The organism is Allobosea sp. CCNWLY174 (genome assembly GCF_037120455.1).
In the GTDB taxonomy this organism is placed as follows: Bacteria; Pseudomonadota; Alphaproteobacteria; order Rhizobiales; family Beijerinckiaceae; genus Allobosea; species Allobosea lupini.
In genome coordinates, this window is record NZ_JBBBBQ010000015.1 from 1 (window position 1) to 23,962 (window position 23,962).

The window sequence follows — 23,962 nt, forward strand, 5'->3', positions numbered from 1 at the left end:
TTGACGGCTGAAATGCTTCCCGGTCGGCCGGCGCGCCGCCGCGCGCAGCGCTCACCACAAGAACCATCCTGTTCGCCACGGCTTCGTCTACCCACCGGCGGCAAGTCCTCTGAGCAACGACAGTCGAAATCCGGCCCAGTTGGATCCCCGGAGTCGACGCTCAATGTCCGCTAACCAGCATTGAGCCAGAGTCCCGTTGTGGCGCGAGTTGGTATCCATGAGCCCCGATCGCTCAGGTCATGGTTCAGAATTTGGCCACCTCCCTGCCCCACGAGCATGCGTTGACGCGGGCAAACCTTCGAAAGCGAGCGAGGCGGCGCCCAGCAGCCCGGCCGCGTTGCCGAGCTCGGCGATGCGGATATGGACTTTTGCCGCCAGTGACGGCCAGGCATAGGCTGGCAGAAGAACGCGAACCCGGCTCGCCAGAGCTTCGCCGGCCCCCGATACGCCGCCGCCGAGCATGACCGCCTCAAGCATGAGCGCATTGGTGAGGGTGCCCGCCGCCTGGGCGATTCCGTGACAGGCGGCATCGATGGCTGCGCCCGCCGCCGCTTCGCCGGCCTCGGCCCGCGCGAAGAGGTCGCGCACCGATACAGCCGTTCCTGCCGTCCGACGTCCATAGGATTGCAGCATGGCGAGCGCCGAGGACCGCGCTTCAAGCGAGAGCAGCTCACCGGTATCGTCGCTGCCGACGATGATCGCTCCCAACTCGGGAGGATGGCCATTCGGGCCGATGATCGGCTTGCCATCGAGCACGACGGCACCGCCAACCCCCGTCCCGATGGTAATCAGCACAAAGCGGCTGAGTGCCCTGCCGGCGCCATACCTGACCTCGCCCAGCGCAGCGGCAACGCCGTCATTGGCGAACCAGACCGGCAAAGCGAGGCGCTGTCCGAGCGCTTGCGCGATCGAGCCGTCGCGCAGCGCCGGCACATTGCCGCCGCCATCGACGACGACGCCGCTCTCCCGCGAAGCGAAGCCCGGCATCGCGACCGCTAGTGCATCGGCCCGGCGGCCTTCCATCACGTGCTCATAGAGCCGCGCCAGCCGTTCGCAGAGCGCGTCGAACCGCAATTCCCGCTCGAACGGCACCTCGCCTTGCCCGAGCAGGCGCCCGCTCTCGGCCACCAGCCCGAACTTGACGGCGGTACCGCCGATGTCGAAGGCGAAGACGGTCTTCATGACAGGCGGGCGATCTTGATGCCGAGCTTCTTGGACAACCCCGGAAAGCGCATGAGATGCGGCGGAATCCCGCGTCGCGCCGCCATCGCTTGCGCTAGCCGCTGCACCGGCACGATGGCGGCGAGCGCATCAAACGGCGGCGGGAGCGAGGCCAGCCGTATCCAGTCGAACGGCGTCGGCTCAGCGGTCAGGTTGAGGATCAGCATGCGGACGTCGAGCGAAGTCATCACGACGGCGGCATGGGCTGCGAGACTGCGCTCGGCCGCATCCGCCGCGATCATGACGCAGAGACTCCTCGCCGTCAGCCCGTGCAGGCGGCCGTGCATCGCTTCCTCGGTCGGGAAGGCCGCGGCGGGCACGCCGGTCATCTCCGCGAGCTTGAGCGAGGCTTCGAGCGCCGTACCGACATGACGGCCTTCACCGGTGAAGAGCAGTCCGTCGACCATGTCGAGTTCCGCCGCCAGCGCGAAGGCTGGCGGCGTTGCCGCCTCGATCAGCGCGGCAATCTCCAGCTCGGCAACATCCGGGCCCACCTGTCCGGACAACGCCGCCGAAAGCTCGGCCAGCGCCGCGAGCGAGCCGGCATAGCCCTTGGTCTTCGGGCCGACGGGCTCGAGGCCGACCGGCATCACGATCTTGGTGGTCGCCACCTGCCCGATCGGACTGTCGGCCTCGGCGGTGATGGTCAGACAGGTCCGACCATTGTCCTGCGCGCGCTTGACCGCCGCGACGGTGGTTTCGCTGGTCCCAGTCTGCGACAGCGCGACAATGAGCGCCTCGCGACCGAGCACAGGCTCGCGCTGCAGAAAGGCAACGGGGTTCAGCACCTCGACGAAGGCGCCGCCGGCCTCCAATGCGGGCTTTGCCACCATCAAAGCGTTGAGCGAGGTGCCGGAGCCGACGAGGACGATGTGCCGTGCCAGCGGCAAGCTGAGCTCGTGCAGCCGCTGCCGTACTGCGGCGATTGTCGCCGGAACGACCTGTGCCTGCGCTCTTATGAAGCCGTCGATGATGCTCTGGTCGACCATAGTCATCCCTTCACCGCGCCGATCGTCAGGCCGCGCACGAGATGGCGCTGGAAGAACAGCATGAACAGCAGGATCGGCAGCATGATCCCGATCGCACCGGCAGCCGAGAGCGACCAATAGTTCAGGTCCTCGCCGCCATATTCGGCGATGGCGACGGGCAGCGTCTTGGTGTTGCTGCCGGTCAGGATCAGCGCGAACAGGAATTCGTTATAGGCGAGCAGCAGGCTGAACAATGAGGTGACGACGATGCCGGGCTTGGCCAGCGGCAGGATCACCTTGGTGAAAGTCGTCCAGGCATTGCAGCCGTCGATCGTCGCAGCCTCGTCGAGCTCGCGCGGGATCTCCAGGAAGAATGAGCGCATCAGCCAAACGGTGAAAGGCTGGTTGATCGCCACCATCGCCGCAATCATCGCGGGGTAAGTGTCGATCATCGACAGCGAGCGCGCCACGATGAAGAACGGGATCAGCAGCAGGATGTGCGGGAACATCCGGATCACCAAGAGCCCCATCAGATAGGAGCGGGCCATCCGACTCTCCAGCCGCGAAAGGCCATAGGCGGCGAGCGTGCCGAGCGGCACCGAGATGAAGACGGTGCCGAGAGCGATGATTGCGCTGTTCAGAAAGAACTCGACGAAGCGGCGCTCGACCCAGATCTCGTAATGGAAGCGGAAGGTCGGCTCGAACAACAGTTTTGGCGGGATCGCGAAGGCATCGGCCGGTTGCTTGATCGAGATCAGCACCGCCCAGATGATCGGCGTCAGGCTGAACAGCGAAAACAGCGACAGCAGCAAGACGACCGTCGGCTGTCCGAGCAGGCGACTCATCAGAATGCTCCCCGCTCGCGCCGGTACATCAGCGAGATGAGCATCAGCGTCAGCCCGGTGACGATCAGCATGGTCAGGACGCCCAGCGTCGAGGCGCGGCCGAGGTCGAGCTGCTTGAAGGCCATCGCGTAGGTGTACATGGTCAGCGTCTCGGTGGCGGTGCCCGGGCCGCCGCCGGTCAACACGTAGATGCTGTCGAAAGTGCGGAAGGAATCCATCAGCCGGATCGCCAGCACGAACAGGATCTGCGGCCGTAAGCACGGCAGGATGATGTGCCAGACCAGCCGTGGGCCGGAAGCTCCGTCGATCTTGCCGGCTTCGAGCAGCGCCGCGTCCATGCCCTGCAGGCCGGCGTAAAGGATTAGCATGACGAACGGCGTGAACTGCCAGACATCGGCGACGATGATGGTGACGAAAGCCCAGACCGGCGAGCCCAGCCAGTCCGGCGGGAAGATGTCGAAGGAGGCGATGACCGCATCCGCCAGGCCCCAGCGCGCTGCGAAGATCCAGCGCAGGAACAGCGCCGCGACCACCGGCGTTATCAGATAGGGCACGAAGATGAGTGTCGAGAAGATGCGCGCGCCGCGCGTCAGCTTGTAGAGCCCGAGCGCCAGCAGGAGGCCGAGTGCGAACTCGATCGCGAGCGATGAGGCGACCAGGATAACCGTCGTCCTGAGAGAGGCCCAGACGCGATCCTGGCCGAGCAAGGCGACATAGTTCTCGGCGCCGACGAAGCGCGGCTGCGTTTGGCCGATATGGTAGTCAAAGAAGCTGAGATAGACGGCGTAGAGCACCGGGTAGAGCCGCACGCCAAGCACGACGAGCGCGCTCGGCACCACGAACAGCCAGAGCGATATTTCGCGGGGATAGGCCCGCGCCGAGGACGACGCCATTAGTTCATGCCTTGCTGGAACGGCCCTGTTCAGGCCCGGACCGTTCCGGGAGCGAAGTTGCTCACTTGTAGACGCCGCGGCGCGTCAGGAACTCCTCGGCCTCCTTGGCGCCGGTGTCGAGCGCCTCCTTGACCGGCATCTCGCCAGTGACGGCTTGCAGGATGCGCCGCGTCACGGTCTCGCTGACCTCCTTGAACTCGGCGAATTTCGGGAATATCGCGCCCTTGTCCAGCGCCGGCACCAGCACGTTGTAATAGCGGAAGCGCTGGCGCAGCTCCGGATCCTCAAGCACCGAGACGCGCGTCGGGCAGGCGAGGCTCGCGCCCTCGCGCTGGTTCGCCGGCGACAGCGTCGCGGCGAGCAGGCGGAACAGCATGTCCTTGTTGCGCGACGAGAACTTCGAGATGGCGAAGCTGTCGGCGACGACGACCTGGCCGCCACGCGGCGGCGGCGCCCAGTTGATCTTGCCGATCACCTTGGACTGGTCGTGGCGGTCCATCGCGGCAGTGCGCGTCAGCCACTGCATGCCCATGGCTGCGGCGCCCTGTTGGAACAGGATGGTCGACTCATCGTTGCCGTTGGCGGTGTAGCCGCGTGGCGCGAAACGCGTCAGCGACTTCATCGTCTCGATCGCCGCGATACCCTTCGGGCTGTTGAACACCGGCTTCTTGTTGGCGTCGAACCAGCCATCGCCAAGCGCATTGAGATACCAGTGGCCTTCATTGAGGACACCGTCGCCCTTCAACGTCATCACCGTGCCGGCGACGGAGGGCGAATTCAGCGCGCTAGCGGCAGCGATGTATTCCTCGAACGAGGTCGGCGGCTTCAGGCCCTTGGCCTCGAACAGGTCCTGCCGATAGGCCATGAGCTGGGTGTTGGTCAGCACCGGCAGGCCGTAGACCTTGCCGCTGAAGGAAGCCGAGCTCATCGCCGTCTTGGCGAAGTCGGCGAGCTTGTACTCGTCCTTGTGTTTAGCGATGTATTCATCGAGCGGCTCGAGCCAGCCATTCTGGGCGAAGTTCGCGATCGTCAGATCGTTGCCGAGCATGATGTCGATCGAGTCCGCGCCCGACGACAGAGTGATCGTCTGCAGTTCCTTCAGCGGCGCATTCGGCATCAGATCGGCCGTGACCTTCACGTTCGGCAGCGCGGCCTGCAGCTTCTTCACGTAGAATTCCAGCGCCGGGTAGCGCTCGCCGACGAAGCGGACATTCATCTCCTGCGCCCGCGCGCCGAAGCCATAGGCGCTCGCCGCCATCGTCCCTGCCGCGCCCAGAAGCGTCCGGCGGGACAAGCCAGTCTTGGTTTCGCGCTGCTGCGTCATGGTCTGTTCCCCGCTGGTTCCGGGCGGTCTTTCGCTGCCGCCCGATTTATTCCAATGAAGTGATTTAATCAGAGAGCACTTCGGCTGGCAAGCGCCCGGGTGTAGGCAGGAGCGATGGATCAGAGGCACAGATGAAGCTGTTCGGCGCCAACATGGACCATGCCCGCCGGTTCAACCGGCGGGTCGTGCTGGAGACGGTGCGGCTGCAGGCGCCGCTCTCGCGTGCCGAGATCACCCGCGCCACCGGTCTGGCGCCACAGACCATCTCCAACATCATCGGCGAGCTCACCGAGGCCGGGCTGGTCCGCAGCGTCAGCCGGCGCAGCGGCGCCCGCGGCCAGCCGGCGGTCGATCTCGACATCAATCCCGATGGTGGCTTCACTTTCGGCGTGTCCTTCGGCCATGGTGTCCTGCTGGTCATCCTGACCGACGTCGCGGGAGCAGTGCGCGATCGCGCCGAACTCGACCTCGCCTCCGATGCGCCCGAGGCGGTGCTTGACCAGATCGCGGCGACGATCTCAGCCATGCTCGAGCGTCAGCAGGTGGCGCGTCAGCGCGTCTGGGGCGTCGGCCTCGTCATTCCCGCCCTGTTCCAGGACGACCGGCTCGTGGTGCTCGGCGAGGTGGCGCTGCCCGGCTGGAAGGAGTTCCCGCTGCGGCAATCGCTGCAGGACAAGCTCGGCCTGCCGGTGCTGCTCGAGAACGACGCCACGGCCGCGTCTATCGGCGAGCGGCTCTACGGCGCCGGCCGTACGCTGACTGATTTCGCCTATATCTATATCGGCGCCGGCATCGGCGGCGGGCTCTTCCTGCGCGGCCAGCCCTATCGTGGCGGCTACGGCAAGTCGGGCGAGATCGGCCATCTCGTCGTCGACACCAACGGGCGGCCCTGCCCATGCGGCAATCGCGGCTGCCTCGAACGCTATGCCTCGGTCTCGCTGGCCCTGAAAGCGCTCGGCGACGTGCAGGCCGCGACCGTGCGGCATGGCGATCTCGACCGCATCGCCGAAGCGCTCACGGACGGCGACGCGCGTCTGCTCGCCTGGCTCGACGAAGCGGCCGCCAGCTTGCGCCAGGCCGTGGTGATGATCGAGAACATGCTCGATCCGCAGACGGTGATCCTTGGCGGGGTGCTGCCTCGCCAGGTGCTGGAGGCGCTCGTCGCCCGGATCGAGCCGCTGCCGCGTAGTGTCAGCCTCAACAAGACTGCCGACACGCCCCGCCTGATCGCCGCCGAGATGGGGCCGGATACGCCGGCGCTGGGCGCCGCGACGCTACCGGTCTTCGACGGTATGACGCCGGAGCTGTCACTGCTGTTCAAGCAGGATGTCGTGGAGCGGATTTGACAGATCGCCGATAGTGACAACCTTGTCTCGGCTCTTGGGGGGCATCGCGACGCGAACAAGGCAACATTGGTCTTGAGCCCCAGTGCCAAATGTCTGCTCTCTGGCACCGAGCACCTGTCAGCTATTGGCGCTAGTCGCCCAGTGAATGTCGGGCGTGCTCACGTACCCCCGCCATGAGGCAACAATCGACAGACTTTCTAACCTCCGAAACGCTTCTCTTTCAGCCCTTGACCAACTGAAGGAATGACAAAAATCCCTCCCGCGTGGCTCCATTTCGATCTGAGGCTGTCTGAGCCCGATCCGCGCCGTGGGACGTATAAATCACAAAGCGACGGACTTCCGAACGCGCACATCGCAACTTGGCTCGCCGGCATCTCGATCACGCGATCGATACGACCGGATGGCGTAAACCTGACAACGGCGCTGCCACCCCATCGGGCGCTCCAATAGCAGCCATCGGCATCGACCGCCGCGCCGTCCGGGCGTCCCGGCGCGTGGCCGGGCGATAGCCAGACCCGTCGATTGCGCGCGGTGCCATCCGTCGCATCGTAGTCGAACAGATAGACCGTCTCCACCTTGGTGATTGTAAGGTTATTGCTTCGCCAGTCGCCTCGCCTCCTCCCGGCTGGCGCGTGCCAGGAGAGCCTCTAGCTCTGCGATAACCGTAGGCAGCAATCGCAGAGCTATATTTGCTTCAGCCTCGGTTGCGAAGGTGATCACAGAATCCAGGGTCGGATCTGAACTGACCTCGATTCTCATGACCCCGACGGCTTGGATCTCGATGGTCTGCTTTTTGGCCACATCGGCGCAACCGGTGCTGGTGGCCCTGCCGACTCAGGCGAGACATTGCTAAGGCGCTCGGGTTAATCGATCTGCAGGTTATCGGCCGAGGACTTGCCCGAGCGCTTGTCTGCAACGACTTCATAGGAAATCTTTTGGCCGTCGCGCAGCTCCCGCAGGCCAGCACGCTCAACAGCGCTGATATGGACAAACACATCCTGGCCGCCGCCATCAGGCTGAATGAAACCGTACCCCTTTGTTGCGTTGAACCATTTCACAGTTCCGGTAGCCATCAATGCCCTCCTTGTTGGGACGGCAAGAATGGCCGCCGACAATTCGGTTTTCAAGCCGACTGGCCGTGGATTGGTTCGCTAAGGATACCCTCGCTCGTCTCAATGCCCGAGCGCGCGCCCTCCCAGCTTCGGTCTGACTAGAAGGATGTCCGCTTCCTGGCAACGGTTGAATATCAGTGGTTGGCGCAGAAGAGCCGTGATTTTGCTTGTTCCTGCACACCAATCGTTGTGTCGATCACTGCACCCGGCGTGGTTCGAAGGCGAAGGCACTGAGCCCCAGCCATTGCTGCATGGAGCCAGCCAGGGCCTGATCGCCGTCGATCTCCAACTGGCCCGCGTCCGACTCCTTCTTGATCGTCGTCAGCCCCATCCAGATGGCCGTCATCGTGCGCAGGGAACTCTTGACCAGCAGGTCGAGCTGATGGCCGGGGTCGAAATTGCACAGGTCGACGGCACCGTCGGCCACCACGAGCCACCACTTCTTCTGCGACCCTGAAAGTTCGGGGTACAGGAACTGTATCGTGCAGCGATGCGCCGGCAGCAGCTTGACGTCGAGGCTTCGGTGCATGTCCCACATCAGCAGCGAAGGATCGAGATTCCTGAGCGAAAGCCGCGATTCCATCCAGCGTTGCGCCCAGGTGCCGAGGCCCATAATCAACGGTCTCAGTTCCTCGCCGGCCTCGGAAAGGTGATATTCGACCGAGCCCTTCGTCTTGCGGGAGACGGTGAGGACCCCGGCCTGCTGCAGTTCCTTGAGCCGTTTGGAGAGCAAGGCGGGCGACATCTTCGGCAGGCCGCGCCGCAGGTCGTTGAACCGGGTGCTGCCGCAGAGCAACTCCCGCACGACCAGCGTCGTCCATCGGCTGCACAGTATCTCCGAGGCCATCGAAACCGGGCAGAACTGGCCATAGCCGCCGCGATTGTTCATGGGGAACCCCGTTTTCTTTTGACGAATGGTACCAGATCGGGGGGCACACGGAAAACGCCCGCAGTTCAGTTGCTGAACTGGAAGCCCGGAACCGCAGCGGTGATCCTTCCCACTCATAGCAATGGAGGACACCATGTCGACGATCGCTGCTTCGAAAGCCTCGGCTCCGTCATTCGTCGGAGCCACCGCCTCTCCCGCCAGCGTCGTGGAAACGGCGCACCGCCTCGCGCCGAAGCTCGCCGCCCGTGCCGCCGAGATCGATCAGAAGGACCGTTTCGTCGGCGAGAACTATGCCTTGCTGAAGGAAGCTGGCCTCGTCGAGGCAGGCGTCCCGCGGGAACTCGGCGGTGGCGGTGCACAGATTGCCGAGCTCGCCGAGATGCTGCGCGTGCTCGCCAGGGCCTGCGGTTCCACGGCGCTGGCCTTTTCGATGCACACCCATCAGGTCGCCATCCCGGCCTGGCGTTGGCGGCACCAGAAGGTCGCCACCGTGGAGCCGCTGTTGAAACGGGTCGCGGCGGAGAGGATCATCCTGTTATCGTCCGGCGGCTCGGACTGGATCGGCGGCTCAGGCAAGGCCGAGAAGGAGGGCGACGGCTATCGCATCACCGCCCGGAAGGTATTCACCTCCGGCGCCGAAGCCGGCGATATCCTGATGACCGGAGCGATCTACGAGGGAGAAGACGGAACCCGGTCGGTCATTCACTTCGGCGCTCCGATGAAGTCCTCGGCCGTGCGCATCGAGGAGACCTGGCGCACGCTCGGCATGCGTGGCACCGCGTCAAACGACGTCGTGATCGAGGATCTCTTCATCCCCGCCGCGAATGTCGCGTTTTCGCGCAGGGCCGGCGAATGGCACCCTGTTTTCGAGACGATCGCGACGATCGCTTTCCCGCTGATCTACGCCGTCTACCTCGGAGTTGCTGAGAGCGCCCGCGACATCGCCATCGAGGTCGCGAAGAGAAAGCAGGCATCCGATACGACGCTGGCCGGCCGTTTGGACACCGAATTGCGGGCCGCCCAGCTCGCGCACCGCTGGATGCTGGATGCCGTGGCGCGCAATGCACCATGCGCCGAGACGGTCAACGAAGTCATGATAGGGCGCACGCTGGTCGCCCGTCATGCGATTGCAGCCGTCGAGCTGGCGATGGAGCTAGCGGGCGGCGCCTCGTTTTACCGGGCGACGGGATTGGAGCGGCGCTTCCGTGACATCCAAGGTGCGCGTTTCCATCCCCTCCAGGCCAGTCCGCAAGCCCGTTATGCTGGTGCAATGGCGCTCGGCTTGCCGACGACGGCGATTTTCTAACGAGCCGACGCACCGGAGGAGGCCAAGCCGATAATGCCCAAGATCACCCGTCGATCATCGACACGGCGCGCGCCGGGCTGGTTCGTCGGAAGGTGCGGCTCGATCCGCGCCCATGCCTCGTCCGACAGCCAAAACAGCGATCTCGCCATGCCGCGCCTTCATCGAAAAAGGCTACGGGTTCAACCAAATGTAGCGATCTCAAGGCGCTGATTAAGTTTATACCCTAACAGGTACGCGTCATGCCTGCGTTCACAACTTGCGTTAAGATGCAGCGCTCTGAGAATGGGAAGCCGTTTCCTAGACTGGAATTACTCCTTCGGTGCGCCACATCTGACTTGCCCACGATACGTCCGTTACGGCATTTTCGAGCCGTCCGAGCTCGTGAGAGTGGAAAAGGCATTAAAATCGGCCTTTTCCACTCTCCGCGCCCGAGGATTGTTCCTTGAGGCGGAAGCTGATGCACCGCACAAGCAGCTCACTAAAATGTGCCTGCGCCATATCAGCGAGGGCACCGACGACGCGCTTCTTGTGGAGTCGGTGGTTGAGGCATTTTTGAATAGTGACTAGCTCCGCGCAACCAGGGCACGACTGCATGGCGACCGTTGGCCGTCGAATCGCGTCTTCCCCAATTTCTATGTCGGACAGGCATTCATGTCGCGCATTTGAACGCGGCTATCGTGTTAGTCGCGATGCGAAGGGTCCAGTCCGGAGGCTCTGACCGGGCGGCTCACCTTGCAAACCGTTGTCTCGACGGTTTCGCCGCTGTCGTTGAGCCGCTTCCAGCGCTTCAGCTCAGCCTGGAAATAGTAAGTAGGCAGGCCGGCCTCGGTGGCCACAAGCTTCTGTTGGTCATAGAGATATTGCCGCGTCGACCCGTCGATCTGAACGGTGACTCGGCCGGCGGCCTCGCGATGGTCGATGACGACCAAGCCGCTGTCGAATTTGCAGCTGTAAGTAATGTTCATATCGGGAGCTGCGTGACTGGTCAGGAAAATCGCGCTCGGCATAAGCAGCGCTGCCAACTGCGAGATCACTGCGGCCTCCCAAATTCATGCATGTCTCCTGAAACGCCTCGGTCGGGCCAAAGTTCCTCCCCTCAGCCCACGCTGGAAGTAGTCACTGGAGCGGGTTGTGCGCTAGCCGCACTCCCGGTCGAGAGAGACTCGCTCAGATTCGCGCTAAGTCTTTCATTATGAACGGTTATTCATGGAACTGACGCGTCAGTCCGCAGTTCAGAATGCGACTGAGGGGCATCATGTCCTCGAAAGGGAGAAGACCATGATCAAGAATCTCGTTCTTATCGGCGCGCTCGCCATCTTTCCTGCAACCGCCTTCGCGCAGTCGAACTCGGGCGCAGCCGGTGGCGCAGCCAGCGGCGCAGCTACGGGCGCCGTCGGCGGAGCCATTGTGGGTGGTCCTGTGGGGGCAGTGGTCGGTGGCGTCGGTGGTGCCGCTGCCGGCGCGATCGTCGGTGGCATCGCTACGGATCAGCGTACCGAGTTCCGCACTTACGTAAAGGAACAGAAGGTGCCTTCGGTGGCGTACCGCGAGAAGGTCGTCGTCGGGGCGACGCTGCCCGACACGGTCACCTATCGCGAGGTTCCGGCGCGCTACGGCAAGACCGAGTACCGTTACACGGTGGTCAACGACCAGACCGTGTTGGTCGAGCCGAAGACGCGGAAGATCGTTCAGATCATCGAATGATCAAATGAAGCCCACCCCTGAGAGGGTGGGCTTCTCTCGAACCGCTCACCTGATAAATTGGAGACGACGCCATGTTACGGCCTTTCCTGATCGCCGCTGCCGTTGCGTCGACAGCCGCCTTCAGCGATCCCGCTCAAGCGCAGGTCGAGTTCCGGTTCGGCATCGACCAGCCCGGTTATGATGGTCCGCGCTATCACGAGCCCCGTGGTACCGCTTTGCCGGAGAACGGCGTGGCTTCCGAGGCCCTGTCTTCGACGACGATGACGATTGTCGCATCGTCGTAAAGCGTCGGGTCAATCGCTACGGCGAGATCGTCGAGCGCCGGATGCGCATCTGCGACTGACACAGGCTTGGGTTCAGCGGCTGAATTGTGGCACAGACCCAACCATCCGCTGCGTCATCACCCGATCGGCGACTGTTCATGCGGGAGATACCAAATGCGAAAGTTGGCTCTTGTTGCGGCGGCCATGCTGGGCCTGGCCTCAATCACGCCATCGACTTTACAGGCTGCCCCTGTGGCGGTTTTGACAACCGTCGAGATGCCCGACCACGTCGAGCAGATCAAGAAGGGTGGCTACAAGTACAAACACCACAAGGGTTGGAAGGGCTCACGGCACTGGGATCACGGCTATGGGTCCGGTGGATACTATAGAGGCCCGCCGCCTCACGCTCGGGCCTATGGGCGGCGAGCCCGTGACTTCGGGTATTACCGCTATTGGTAATTCGTACGCGCCGGTCACGTTCGGTCGAGATCGTCGCTCTAAGCTGCCTTCCGTTGAACGGAGTAGCCTCTATGCCCGAAGGTGGGCAGGCCCGTCCGACGCTTCGAACAGGAAGCGCCGCTCTGGCTCGGCGCGGGACAGCCCGCATCGCGCTGGCTCCGCATAGTGTTTGCGGGCTGCGCATACTCGGCGGCGTGTTTGCGATCCTACGGGGGGTAGGCATCTGGTTGCGGCCCTTGCGGACGTTTGGGATGTCCCCCGCCGGCTCATAAGACAGGCAGCACGCGTAAGACAGGCAGCACGCGAGCTCAGGGAAGCTGCCTTGGTACCGAGAACGCAATTCCCCCGGCTCTCTTGACCTTCCCATGTGGGAAGCTCCATCTGTCGGCTACACTAGGCAAATCGGTAAATGGCGTGAGGTTGATCTACGCACTCGCAAGCGTACTGAAGGCGACCGCCCTGGTCGCCCTGCTGGCGCTTGCCTGGGCAACGGCCGCCAATGCGCACTCCGGCCACGTCCAACCTCTGAAGGGCGTCGTCGCCACTTCGTCGCAGGATCAGCTCCGCGTGTCGGTGAATGCACCCTTGGTCGAGGCCGCAGGCGTTTGCCGTACGGAGCTCGAGCATACGTCGACCGCGCCCGATCACCGGCAGCGCGATGGCACGTCGGGTCGGGCCTGTTGCGGCACGATGTGCAACGTCGCTCTGATCGAACGCGGCATCGCACCTCTGCCTCTGCGAACCCCTCACGGCATCCGGCTCGCCCCGCAGCCGGAGGCGCTCTCGCTCGCGAAATCCCCGGGCCTCCACGCCAAGCCGCCACGAACCCTCGACATCGCCTGATCGACGGCCGGCATCCCGCCGCGCCGCCGGGAATGCCGTGCCGATGTCAGTGGGTTCCTCCTCATGTTCTCCCTATGTCGCAGCGTCGCCCGCTGCCTTATTGCGCCATTGGCGCTCGCCTCCCTCCTGTCGATTCCCGCCGCTGCCCATGAGGGCCATGACCATGGCGCCCCGGCCGCTCTGGTGTCGGCTGCCGGAACGCCTCGCCTGGCACTTCACTCCGACGCCTATGAGCTTGTCGGAATCTTGCGCACGGGCCGGCTGACGCTGTTCCTCGACCGCTATGCCAGCAACGAGCCCGTCATCGACGCACGCGTCGCGGTCACGATCGCTGGGGGCGCCGAGGTCGTGGCGACGCCGACGCCGGATGGCACCTACGTCCTGGCCTCGGACCAGCTTGCGGGCGCCGACCCGCTGGAACTCGTCATCGCGATCACCCACCCCCGAGGCGACGATCTGCTGATCGGAACGCTGGAGCGGCCTGCGGCTTCGACCGCGAACTTGGCGCCAGCGGGGCCGGCCACGACCGAGAGACGGGCCGATAGCATCTCCATCGCCGGCAAGCAGGTGCCGGTACTTCACCTAGCCACCGGCGGGGCCCTGGCGTTGGGGCTGCTGCTCGGCGTCGGCTTGCGCGGCGCCCGTCCGGTCATTCCGGCGATCGGGCTCGTCATGCTGCTGCTGATCGCGGGCACGGCGATCGCGACCGCCCATGAAGGACATGATCACGGCGAGGCGGCGAAGGTGGCGCTTCCCGCTGGCGACACGCCCCGCAGGCTCGCGGACGGGGCCGTCTTCGTGCCGAAGTCGACGCAGCGGCTTCTCGACGTGCGCACCCAGGCCGCCAAGCCCGAAGAGGCCGGCAGGACCGTCGCCCTGGTCGGGCGCGTGATCGCCGATCCCAATCGCTCCGGCCAGGTCCAGAGCATTACCGGCGGGCGGATCGTGGCGTCGGCGGAAGGTCTGCCCCGGCTGGGGCAGACCGTGAGGCGAGGCGACGTCCTGGCGACGGTCGAGCAGGCCGTGCCGCAGGCCGACCGGACAACGATCGCCGAGCGCGTCGGCGAGATCGAGCAGCAGATCGCGATGGTCGAGGCGAAGCTCAAGCGCTTGCGCGGGCTGGCTGAACGGGCCATCGCCCCGCAGAGCCAGGTCATCGACGCCGAAATTGAGCTGGCCGGCCTGACGAAGCGGCGCGAGATCGTCGGTCGCATCCGGGTCGAACCCGAGGTGCTGCGCGCGCCGCTGGACGGCGTCGTCTCGGCCGTCCGGGTCGTGGCCGGGCAGGTCGTCGGATCGCAGGACGTCCTGTTCCAGGTCCTCGATCCGGGCGGGCTATGGGTAGAGGCGTTGTCCTATGGCGACGTCGACCTGTCGCAACTCGGCGGCGCCTCGGCGTCCCTGCCGGGCGGCAAGCCCCTCGTGCTGTCCTTCCGCGGCTTCGGGCGGGCGCTGCAGCAGCAGGCGACGGTGGTGCAGTTCTCGATCGACGACGCGCCGGCCGCGCTGGCGATCGGGCATCCCGTCCGGGTGACGGCCCAGAACGGAGCCAGCGTCGCCGGCATCATCGTCCCGCGCGACGCGGTCGTGCGCGGCGGCAACGGCGAGGCGCTGGTCTGGCGCCACACCGATCCCGAGCGGTTCGAGGCCAAGCCCGTCCGCACCGAGCCGTTCGACGCGACTCGAGTGGTGATCCGGGCCGGCGTGGCGCCGGGGGACCGGATCGTCGTCCGCGGCGCCGAACACCTCAACCAGATCCGCTGAGGCGCCACGATGTTCAACCTTCTGGTCTCGGCCAGCCTGAGAAACCGGCTCTTCGTCATAGCCGCCGCGCTCGTCCTCGTCGCCTACGGCTCATACGTGCTGCCGCGCGTACCCGTGGACGTCTTCCCCGACCTGAACCGGCCGACCGTCACCCTGATGACGGAGGCCGAGGGACTTGCGCCCCAGGAGGTCGAGCAACTCGTCACCTACCCGCTGGAGACGGCGATGAACGGCATGCCGGGCGTGCTTCGCGTCCGCTCGGTCTCGGGCGTCGGGCTCTCGATCACCTATGTCGAATTCGACTGGGGCACCGACATCTACCGCTCGCGCCAGCTTGTCGCCGAGCGCCTGTCCCTTGTTCGCGAGCAGTTGCCGCGCGGCGTCGCTCCTCAAATGGGCCCAGTCTCCTCCATCATGGGCGAGATCATGCTGGTGGCGGTGACGGCCGAGAAGGCCTCGCCGATGGAGGTGCGCGAGATCGCGGACTTCACCATACGGCCGCAGCTCCTCAACATCGCCGGTGTCTCGCAGGTCATCCCGATCGGCGGGGAGGTCCGGCAGTACCGGATCACCCCGGACGTCGCGGCTCTGCAGGCGCTGGACGTCACTCACGAGCAGGTCGAGGCGGCGGTCACGCGTTTCGGCACCAACACCGGCGGCGGATTCGTCGACCAGCAGGGCCGGGAGTACCTCATCCGCAACGTCGGGCTGACACGCCGGCTGGAGGATCTGCGCAATACGGTCGTCGTTCAGCGTCAGGGCCAGCCGGTTCTGCTGCACCAGGTCGCGGCCGTCGAGTTCGCCGCACGGGTCAAGCGCGGCGACGCCGGATACCAGGGCAAGCCTGCGGTGATCATCGGCATCCAGAAGCAGCCCGAGGCCGACACCGTGTCGCTGACCAAGCAGGTGGAGGCGTCGCTGGCCGAGATCCAGAAGACGCTGCCCTCCGGCATCTCCGCGACGAATGTCCAGTTCCGGCAGGCGACCTTCATCGAGACCTCGATCGCCAATGTCGAGCGCGTGCTGCTGGAGGCGGCCGGCGTGGTCGCCGTCATCCTGCTGCTGTTCCTGATGAACGTCCGCGCGACCATGATCTCCCTGACCGCGATCCCGGTCTCGATCCTGACCACGGTCCTCGTCTTCAAGTTCTTCGGGCTGACGATCAACACCATGACACTGGGCGGCTTGGCGATCGCGATCGGCGAACTGGTCGACGACGCGGTCGTGGACGTGGAGAACATCCTGCGGCGCCTGAAGCAGAACCGGGAGAGCGCCGTGCCCAAGCCGGTGCTGGCGGTGATCGCGGCCGCCTCTCAGGAGGTGCGGTCGGGGATCGTCTACGCGACGGCCATCATCATCCTGGTCTTCATTCCGCTCTTCGCCCTGTCGGGCATCGAGGGGCGGCTCTTCGCGCCGCTCGGGGTCGCCTACATCGTCTCGATTCTGGCGTCGCTGGTCGTGTCGATCACGCTGACGCCGGTGATGGCGTATTACCTGCTCTCGGGGACGGCCGGCGGGCATGGGAGGGACTCGTTCGTCGTACGCCACCTCAAGCGCGGCAACGCGGCGCTGCTGCGATGGGCCTTCGGGGCGCGTGGCCTGATCCTGTCGGTCGTGGGCATCTGCGTGGCGTTGGCCGTGTACGGGGCGACGCTGCTGCCGCGGACCTTCCTGCCGCCCTTCAACGAGGGCACGCTCGTCGTCTCGCTGCAATACAATCCCGGCATCTCACTGGCCGAAAGCCATCGCCTAGGGCTCATCGCCGAACAGCTGGCGCTCAAGGTGCCCGAAGTGAAGTCGATCGGGCGCCGGACCGGGAGGGCCGAACTCGACGAGCACGCGGAGGGCGTCCATTCCTCGGAGGTCGATATCGACCTGCATCGCTCCGACCGACCCAAGGAGGCGATCTACGCCGACATCCGGACCGCGCTGAGCGTCCTGCCGGTCTCGGTCAACATCGGCCAACCCATCGGCCACCGTCTCGACCACATGCTCTCAGGCGTGCGGGCCCAGATCGCGCTCAAGGTCTATGGCGAGGACCTCGACACGATCCGCAGCTTGGCCGAGACGCTGCGCGAGCGCCTGGCCTCCGTGCTTGGGCTGGTCGATCTCCAGGTCGAGCGGCAGGTCCGCATCCCGCAGCTGCGTATCGACGTCGACCATGAGAAGGCGGCGCTCTATGGCCTGACCCCGGCGAGCGTTACGCAGGCGCTGGAGACCCTCTCCAACGGTCGCACGGTCTCGCAGATCGTAGAGGGCAACCGCCGCTACGACGTCATGCTGCGCCTGTCCGACCAGGATCGTTCGACTAACGGCTTGGAGGACCTCCTCATCGCGACGCCGTCCGGCCACGTGCCGTTGCGCATGATCGCCTCGGTCTCCGAGACGGACGGCCCCAACCAGATCCAGCGCGAGAACGGCCAGCGCCGGATAGCGGTCTACGGCAATGGCGACGGGCAACGCGATATGACGGCGATCATCGCCGACATCCGTGGGGTCGTCGCGCAGACGCCGCTGCCGCAGGGCTATGTCACCCGCATGGAGGGCACCTTCCAGGCACAGGAGGAGGCAACGCTGCGGATCGGGCTGCTCAGCCTGGTGTCGCTGGCGCTGATCTTCGTCGTGCTGTTCACCCGCTACCAGTCGGCGGTGCTGGCGCTGATCATCATGGGCAACATCCCGCTGGCGCTCATCGGCAGCGTCGTCGCGCTGCACCTCGCCGACCAGCCTTTGTCGGTGGCGTCGATGGTCGGCTTCATCACGCTCGCCGGCATCTCTGCCCGCAACGGCATCCTCAAGGTCTCGCATTACATCAACCTCGCCCTCCACGAAGGAGAGAGCTTCGGGCGCGACCTCGTCATCCGCGGAAGCCTGGAACGGCTGACGCCGGTGCTGATGACGGCGCTGTCGGCGGGACTCGCGCTGGTCCCGCTGCTCTACGGCGCCGACCAGCCCGGCCGCGAGATCCTCCATCCGGTCGCCGTCACGATCTTCGGAGGCCTGATCTCGGCGACCATCATCGACACGGTGCTGACGCCGATCCTCTTCCTCGCCTTCGGCCGCAAGCCGCTCGAGCGCATCGCGTCTGGCCGCGCGTCGGAAGGCGGGGAACTGACACCTGCCGAGACCTACTGAGAGAAAAGGAGAACCAACATGCTCAAATCGATCGCCGCCCTGGCCATCGTCGGCTTCGCGTCGACCGCCGGAGCCCATGAGGTCTCGAAGGGTCCCAACGGCGGGCCCGTGGTCGACGTCGCGGGCCACCACGTCGAGATGGTGGCCAAGGGGACCGAGTTCGTCCTCTACCTCACCGATGCCGCCGACAAGCCGCTTGCCTCCGCGGGAACGAAGTCGGCCCGCGCCATCGTCCAGGATGCCGGCAAGACCGCGACCGTCGCACTCTCGCCTGTCGAACCCAACAAGCTCGTCGGCAGCCTCGCCCAATCCCTCGGCAAGGGCGCACGCGTCGTTGTCTCGGCCACGCTCGCCGATGGCCACGCGCTTCAAGCGCGCTTCACCCACGACTGACCCCGAAGAAGGAACCGAACCGATGAAACGCTCGATCCCCACCACGCTGATCCTCCTCGCCCTCGCCGGCCCCGCCTTCGCGCAATCATCCCATCAGGGGCATGGCGCGGCCCCCGCGGCCGGAGCGGCGCCCATGGGAAAGACGGACATGGGAAAGATGGAAATGGATTCCATGCAGGCCATGATGAAGACGATGATGCCGGCCGCTGGCGACGCCGCGTCGACCAAGGACTTCAAGGCCGCCGACATGAAGATGATGCACGACATGGCGGTACCTTACACAGGCAATCCGGACGTCGACTTCCGCACCAAGATGATCCCGCATCATCAGGGCGCGATCGACATGGCCAAGGTGGCCCTGGCTCATGCCAAAGATGAGACGACGAAGGCGATGGCCGCTCAGATCATCAAGGATCAGGAGCGCGAGATCGCCGAGATGCGTGAGTGGCTGACCAAGAACGCCCCGAAGTAATCTTAGGCTCCGTCGCGGACGGAGATGCATCGAAGCGTGGCGAGACGCCACCCAAACGCCAACGAGCCGGGCCAACAGGCCCGGTTCCCCCAGGCCGCTCGTCATCAAGCAGAAAGCCGGCCCCCATGACCCATCACGATCACCACCATGGCGAACCTGGTCATGACCATCGCCCCCCGTCGGCAGCCCCGGTCGAGAAGGACCCGGTCTGCAGGATGACGGTCGATCCGGCCACCGCAAAGCACAAGGCGGTCCATGGAGGCCAGACGTATCATTTCTGCTCCGCGGGCTGCGAGACCAAGTTCAAGGCGGCGCCGGAGCGCTACTTGTCGGAGGGCGAGGACCCTGCCACCGAGCCAGCGCCGGCCGGAGCAATCTACACCTGCCCTATGCATCCTCAGATCAGGCAGCCAACGCCTGGAAACTGTCCGATCTGCGGCATGGCGCTGGAGCCGGGGATCGCGACGGGCGAGGCTGGGCCTAGCTCGGAACTGCGCGACATGACGCGCCGATTCTGGGTCGGCCTGGGGCTGGCCCTTCCCGTGTTCCTCCTGGAGATGGGAGGGCATCTCCTCGACCTGCACACGTGGCTCGGTCCGCAAACCTCGAACTGGATACAGCTAGCCCTGGCGACGCCCGTGGTGCTCTGGGCCGGCTGGCCCTTCTTCGAGCGAGGCTGGAAGTCGATCGTGAACCGCAGCCTGAACATGTTCACGCTGATCGCGATGGGCATCGGCGTGGCATGGATCTACAGCGTCGTCGCGACTGTCGCCCCTGGTATCTTTCCGGCGACGTTCCGATCCGTCGAAGGGTCGGTGGCGGTCTATTTCGAGGCGGCGGCGGTGATCACTGTGCTCGTCCTGCTCGGGCAGGTTCTCGAACTGCGGGCGCGCGAGCAGACCGGCGGCGCCATCCGGGCCTTGCTCGACCTGGTGCCGAAAACGGCGCGGCGAGTGCGCGACGATGGCGGCGACGAGGACATCGGCCTCGATGCCGTCGTCGTCGGCGATCGGTTGCGCGTCCGTCCCGGCGAGACCGTTCCGGTCGACGGCGAGCTCATCGAGGGCCGCAGCTCGATCGACGAGGCGATGGTCACGGGCGAGTCGATGCCGGTCACGAAGGAGGTCGGTTCGGCGCTGATCGGCGGCACTCTGAACCGCAGCGGCGGCTTCATCATGCGCGCGAGCAAGATCGGCAGCGACACCATGCTCTCGCGCATCGTCGCCATGGTCGCCCAGGCCCAGCGCTCGCGCGCGCCGATCCAACGCCTCGCCGACCAGGTCTCAGGTTCGTTCGTGCCGCTGGTGATCGGCGTGGCGGTGATTGCCTTCGGGGCCTGGATGCTTTGGGGGCCCGAACCGCGCTTTGCGCACGGCCTAGTCGCCGCCGTCGCGGTGCTGATCATAGCCTGCCCCTGCGCGCTTGGGCTCGCCACGCCCATGTCGATCATGGTGGGTGTCGGCCGCGGCGCGAGCCTCGGCGTGCTCATCAAGAACGCCGAGGCCCTGGAGCGTTTCGAGAAGGTCGACACGCTCGTCGTCGACAAGACCGGGACGCTGACCGAGGGCAGGCCGAAGCTGACGAGCCTGAAGGCCGCCGAGGGGTTTAGCGAGGACGAGGTACTTCGCCTCGCCGCAACCCTGGAACGCTCCAGCGAGCATCCGCTCGCGGAGGCCATTGTCGAAGCCGCCAAGGAACGAGGACTAACGCTCGGCGAGGCCCAGGGTTTCGACAGCCCCGTGGGCAGGGGCGTCACGGGCAGCGTCGAAGGCCGTTCGCTGGTCATCGGAAGCCATCGCATCATGGACGACGCCGGCATCGACATCGCGACGCTTTCCGCGGAAGCAGAGGTGCTTCGCGGCGATGGCGCCACCGTCATCGTGGTCGCGATCGACGGTAGGGCCGCCGGCCTCCTTGCGATCGCCGACCCCGTCAAGCAAACCACGCCCGCGGCGATCAAGGCCCTTAAAGCGGCCGGCATCCGGATCGTCATGCTGACCGGGGACAACCGGACGACCGCCGAGGCCGTGGCTCGCCGCCTTGGCATCGACGACGTCGAAGCCGAGGTGCTGCCGGAAGAGAAGAGCGGCGTCGTCGCCAAGTTGCGGTCTCAGGGTCGGATCGTCGCGATGGCAGGCGACGGCGTCAACGACGCGCCCGCTCTCGCCGCCGCCGACATCGGCGTCGCGATGGGAACCGGCACCGACGTCGCCATCGAGAGCGCCGGGGTTACCCTGCTCAAGGGCGACCTACAGGGCATCGTAACGGCGTTCCAGCTCAGTCGGGCCACGATGGGCAATATCCGTCAGAACCTGTTTTTCGCCTTCGTCTACAACGCGGCGGGGGTGCCCATTGCCGCGGGTCTGCTCTACCCCTTCTTCGGCATCCTGCTGTCCCCGATCATCGCCGCCGCGGCGATGGCCCTCTCCTCGGTCAGCGTGATCGCCAATGCGCTCAGGTTGCGGAGCGTCTCGCTGGGCTGAGGGCTGCGTCGGCCGTTGTTATGATGGCAGGCGCTTACGCGTTTGGATTCGAAAGGGCTGCTTCATTTGCGGAGTAGCGCTTCGGCTCGGGCCAGCGAAGTTCTGGTTTCTGGCATGAAGTCGAGTTCCACTTATGGCGCGAAATCACCGTTCCCGGGCACTTGATCAGCATCTGTGGCGGCCGTGTGAGGGGCATCGGTAGGTCGGCCGCGGATAGCGAGGAGAACATTCCGAACAGCGGGAAGCTACTCGCCCCAGATATCAAATAAGGCGATTCTGAAATGCGAAGTCGAGGCAGCCTTGGACGTGCCGCTCGAGTATTGCCTCGGCTTTGTTGGCGTCCCGCTTCAGGGCGCATTCTAGCAGGGCTTTGTGCTCGTCGGCCGCAACGAGCCCGCGGAAGATCACAAAGACCATCTGGTAGCGCAGATAACGGTCATAGATGCCGGAGTGGATGCCGAGCTGGGCCTTGGACCCGCAGGCCGAGACAAGCGCCTGATGGAACTCCCAATCGTAGCGTTTCCACTGCTGGGTACGGGAGGCGTCACCCGCCAGAAGGCTCGCCTCCAGTCGCGCCAGCTTATGATGGGAGGCGACGACGCGGCCTTCCCACTCCATGTCGCCGGCCCGAAACGACTTCACCAGCGCATCCTTCTCTATCAGCAGGCGTAATGCCGCGATCTCCTTCAAATCCTCCGCCGAGCAGGGCGCAACCTGAAAACCGCGCTGACCCTCTGCGGTCACCAGGCCCTCGGGCGTAAGTCGGCTGAGTATTTCGCGCAGCGTGCTAATGCCGACGCCGTAGGCCGGGCGCAGCTTTTCCAGCGTGAGGCGTTGCCCCGGCCGCAACCGCCCGAAGACGATGTCTGAGCGAATACGCTCGTAGGCCTGTTCGCCCGTCGAGACGGGCGCGACCTCATCACCCACGATGCCCGTCGTCAAATCCGCCATGCCGCTGCTCGCATCTTTCCGGACCGATACTACGACCCGTCGGCCTCGCAAAGCCGGGTCGAACAAAATCTGGCAAATGCAAACTACCCGATGATCTCAATATTATCAGTTGATATGGAATCGCACCGATGCGACAACGCCTGTGTCGTGGCGGCAGGAATCCGGGCATGGGCAAACGCATCTACATTCTCAACGGCCCGAACTGAAACCTACTCGGCCAACGCGAGCCGGCCATCTACGGGACGACCACGCTCGACGAGATCCGCCTGAGCTGCGCGAAAAAGGCCGAGACGCTCGGTTTCGAGGTCGATTTTCGCCAGACGAATTTCGAGGGGGCCTTGGTGGAGAGCGTGCATCAGGCGCGCATCGAGGCCTGCGGGATCATCATCAACCCGGCAGGCTACACCTTCACCTCGGTCGCGCTCCTGGATGCGCTGAAGATGTTCGACGGGCCGAAGATCGAGCTGCACATCTCCAACGTCCACGCGCGCGAGAGCGTCTACCACAACTCGCTGATCTCCCGGACCGTCACCGGCATCATCATCGGGCTCGGCGCTGCCGGATATGAATTGGCCCTTCAGGCGATGGCCGGGCTGGTCGAGCGAAGCTGAGGGCGCCGCGCTCACGCCATGGAACAGCCCAACGCCACGACAGACATGCAATCGATGGCGCGCTGGCAGCTTAGCCCATCAACGAGCGAGCATGCGCAGCACCGTATCGATCGTGCTGGCGCGTCGGCGCTCGCGGGCGCTTGGCGCGCCCATGTCGTGCCCGAAGACCTGCCGGATGCTGGCCTGGTTCGAGACGTTGTAGAAGCTGAGGGCGCTGATCGTCAGGTGGATGTCGATCGGGTCCAGTCCCTCGCGGAACACGCCCTCGCGCCGGCCGCGTTCGTAGATCTCGCGGATCATGTCGATCGCGGAGAGGTTGAGCTCGCCGATCTTGGCCGAGTTCTCCAAGTGCCGGGCATGGTGGATGTTCTCGACCATCACCAGCCGGACGAAGTCGGGATTGTCGGCGTGATAGTCGAAGGTGAAGCCCGCCAGCGTCGCGATCGCCTCGCGAGGCGGCAGCGCTGCGAGGTCGAGGCTGCGCTCGAACGTGCGGATACGGCCGTACATCTCCTCGAGAACGGCGCGGTAAAGCCCCTCCTTGTCGCCGAAATAGTAGTAAATCATCCGCTTGCTGGTCGAGGTCTTGGCCGCGATCTCGTCGACCCGCGCCCCGCTCAGCCCGTTCTCGACGAACTCGGCGCGTGCGACCGCGAGTATGTTGCGACGCACACCTTCGGGGTCCTGTGTCCAGCTCGCCGCCTTCTTTCCGTTGCCTGCCCGTCGAGGCGTGGCCGGAGCCGTCTCTTCCATGTCGAACCTTCCGGCCGCCTTGCCATCCTCCCATCGCGAACAAAGGAAATGGACCATGCGGTTAAGTTGACTTGACCAATTGAACCAATTCGTACATTTAACACCGATTGCTGGCCGCACAACTTCTTCTGCGAACCGCGATCAAGGCGTCCGAACGAGGCGCCGATATCAAGGCCGAATTGCCACGACAAGACTTGCACTGACGCGACGTGAACCGACCCATCCAG

General features: G+C 65.0%; 21 protein-coding genes and 2 pseudogenes. 11 read left to right on the top strand and 12 right to left on the bottom strand.

Features of this window, described 5'->3' with window-relative positions:
• Nucleotides 1–237: 237 nt before the first annotated feature.
• The 5 genes from V7S63_RS27210 to V7S63_RS27230 form a co-directional block, all read right to left on the bottom strand.
• Entirely contained in the window at nt 238–1,182 is a 945-nt protein-coding gene (locus V7S63_RS27210) for an ROK family protein (protein ID WP_336532615.1), read from the bottom strand.
• Nucleotides 1,179–2,216, bottom strand: a complete 1,038-nt coding sequence (locus V7S63_RS27215) for an SIS domain-containing protein (protein WP_336532616.1) — start codon at nt 2,214–2,216, stop codon at nt 1,179–1,181. Before V7S63_RS27215 ends, V7S63_RS27210 begins: the two co-directional genes overlap by 4 nt.
• On the bottom strand, nt 2,213–3,034 hold the full coding sequence (locus V7S63_RS27220; protein ID WP_336532617.1) for a carbohydrate ABC transporter permease: 822 nt from the start codon (nt 3,032–3,034) through the stop codon (nt 2,213–2,215). The genes V7S63_RS27215 and V7S63_RS27220 overlap by 4 nt, the downstream gene beginning before the upstream one ends.
• Entirely contained in the window at nt 3,034–3,927 is an 894-nt protein-coding gene (locus V7S63_RS27225) for a carbohydrate ABC transporter permease (RefSeq protein ID WP_336532618.1), read from the bottom strand. The genes V7S63_RS27220 and V7S63_RS27225 overlap by 1 nt, the downstream gene beginning before the upstream one ends.
• Nucleotides 3,928–3,988: 61 nt before the next feature.
• Nucleotides 3,989–5,251, bottom strand: coding sequence for an extracellular solute-binding protein (locus V7S63_RS27230; protein WP_336532619.1), 1,263 nt, complete (start codon nt 5,249–5,251; stop codon nt 3,989–3,991).
• A 131-nt stretch (nt 5,252–5,382) separates the two neighbouring features.
• On the opposite strand from V7S63_RS27230, the gene V7S63_RS27235 reads away from it, so the two are divergent.
• Nucleotides 5,383–6,597, top strand: a complete 1,215-nt coding sequence (locus V7S63_RS27235; protein ID WP_336532620.1) for an ROK family transcriptional regulator — start codon at nt 5,383–5,385, stop codon at nt 6,595–6,597.
• 197 nt (nt 6,598–6,794) lie between these two features.
• On the opposite strand, the gene V7S63_RS28775 is transcribed toward V7S63_RS27235, so the two are convergent.
• The 3 genes from V7S63_RS28775 to V7S63_RS27245 form a co-directional block, all read right to left on the bottom strand.
• A complete protein-coding gene (locus tag V7S63_RS28775; protein WP_442896527.1) occupies nt 6,795–7,172 on the bottom strand; it encodes an SMP-30/gluconolactonase/LRE family protein in 378 nt (125 codons plus the stop codon).
• Between the two features lie 288 nt (nt 7,173–7,460).
• Nucleotides 7,461–7,670 carry a cold-shock protein gene (locus V7S63_RS27240; RefSeq protein ID WP_336532621.1) on the bottom strand — a complete coding sequence of 70 codons (210 nt, stop codon included), beginning with the start codon at nt 7,668–7,670 and terminating at the stop codon, nt 7,461–7,463.
• Between the two features lie 235 nt (nt 7,671–7,905).
• The gene (locus V7S63_RS27245; RefSeq protein WP_336532622.1) at nt 7,906–8,598 is read right to left on the bottom strand and encodes a winged helix-turn-helix transcriptional regulator; all 693 of its coding nucleotides are present in this window, start codon (nt 8,596–8,598) and stop codon (nt 7,906–7,908) included.
• A gap of 133 nt (nt 8,599–8,731) precedes the next feature.
• Here V7S63_RS27245 and V7S63_RS27250 point away from each other — a divergent pair, with 133 nt between their 5' ends.
• Entirely contained in the window at nt 8,732–9,904 is a 1,173-nt protein-coding gene (locus V7S63_RS27250; RefSeq protein ID WP_336532623.1) for an acyl-CoA dehydrogenase family protein, read from the top strand.
• A gap of 11 nt (nt 9,905–9,915) precedes the next feature.
• Here V7S63_RS27250 and V7S63_RS27255 read toward each other — a convergent pair.
• Together V7S63_RS27255 and V7S63_RS27260 are read right to left on the bottom strand one after the other, a co-directional pair.
• Nucleotides 9,916–10,053, bottom strand: a pseudogene (locus V7S63_RS27255) (IS5/IS1182 family transposase); the annotation flags it as partial.
• A gap of 531 nt (nt 10,054–10,584) precedes the next feature.
• Nucleotides 10,585–10,938: a hypothetical protein gene (locus tag V7S63_RS27260; protein ID WP_336532624.1), complete on the bottom strand. Its 354-nt coding sequence runs from the start codon at nt 10,936–10,938 to the stop codon at nt 10,585–10,587.
• Nucleotides 10,939–11,182: 244 nt separating this feature from the next.
• On the opposite strand from V7S63_RS27260, the gene V7S63_RS27265 reads away from it, so the two are divergent.
• From V7S63_RS27265 to V7S63_RS27300, 8 genes are all read left to right on the top strand, one after another.
• On the top strand, nt 11,183–11,608 hold the full coding sequence (locus tag V7S63_RS27265) for a DUF1236 domain-containing protein (protein WP_336532625.1): 426 nt from the start codon (nt 11,183–11,185) through the stop codon (nt 11,606–11,608).
• 71 nt (nt 11,609–11,679) lie between these two features.
• Nucleotides 11,680–11,892 (top strand): hypothetical protein, encoded by a 213-nt coding sequence (locus tag V7S63_RS27270; protein ID WP_336532626.1) that lies wholly within the window; start codon nt 11,680–11,682, stop codon nt 11,890–11,892.
• Between the two features lie 858 nt (nt 11,893–12,750).
• Entirely contained in the window at nt 12,751–13,173 is a 423-nt protein-coding gene (locus tag V7S63_RS27275) for a hypothetical protein (RefSeq protein WP_336532627.1), read from the top strand.
• Between the two features lie 63 nt (nt 13,174–13,236).
• The gene (locus tag V7S63_RS27280) at nt 13,237–14,937 is read left to right on the top strand and encodes an efflux RND transporter periplasmic adaptor subunit (RefSeq protein WP_336532628.1); all 1,701 of its coding nucleotides are present in this window, start codon (nt 13,237–13,239) and stop codon (nt 14,935–14,937) included.
• 9 nt (nt 14,938–14,946) lie between these two features.
• Nucleotides 14,947–18,072, top strand: a complete 3,126-nt coding sequence (locus V7S63_RS27285) for an efflux RND transporter permease subunit (protein ID WP_336532629.1) — start codon at nt 14,947–14,949, stop codon at nt 18,070–18,072.
• A gap of 18 nt (nt 18,073–18,090) precedes the next feature.
• The gene (locus V7S63_RS27290; protein ID WP_336532630.1) at nt 18,091–18,465 is read left to right on the top strand and encodes a hypothetical protein; all 375 of its coding nucleotides are present in this window, start codon (nt 18,091–18,093) and stop codon (nt 18,463–18,465) included.
• Between the two features lie 22 nt (nt 18,466–18,487).
• The gene (gene copM / locus V7S63_RS27295; protein WP_336532631.1) at nt 18,488–18,937 is read left to right on the top strand and encodes a CopM family metallochaperone; all 450 of its coding nucleotides are present in this window, start codon (nt 18,488–18,490) and stop codon (nt 18,935–18,937) included.
• A gap of 125 nt (nt 18,938–19,062) precedes the next feature.
• Entirely contained in the window at nt 19,063–21,420 is a 2,358-nt protein-coding gene (locus V7S63_RS27300; RefSeq protein WP_336532632.1) for a heavy metal translocating P-type ATPase, read from the top strand.
• Between the two features lie 261 nt (nt 21,421–21,681).
• On the opposite strand, the gene V7S63_RS27305 is transcribed toward V7S63_RS27300, so the two are convergent.
• A complete protein-coding gene (locus tag V7S63_RS27305) occupies nt 21,682–22,371 on the bottom strand; it encodes a GntR family transcriptional regulator (protein ID WP_336532633.1) in 690 nt (229 codons plus the stop codon).
• Nucleotides 22,372–22,538: 167 nt separating this feature from the next.
• On the opposite strand from V7S63_RS27305, the pseudogene V7S63_RS27310 reads away from it, so the two are divergent.
• Nucleotides 22,539–22,982 (top strand): annotated as a pseudogene (locus V7S63_RS27310) (type II 3-dehydroquinate dehydratase).
• Between the two features lie 78 nt (nt 22,983–23,060).
• On the opposite strand, the gene V7S63_RS27315 reads toward V7S63_RS27310, so the two are convergent.
• A complete protein-coding gene (locus V7S63_RS27315; protein ID WP_336532634.1) occupies nt 23,061–23,654 on the bottom strand; it encodes a TetR/AcrR family transcriptional regulator in 594 nt (197 codons plus the stop codon).
• Nucleotides 23,655–23,962: the final 308 nt, after the last annotated feature.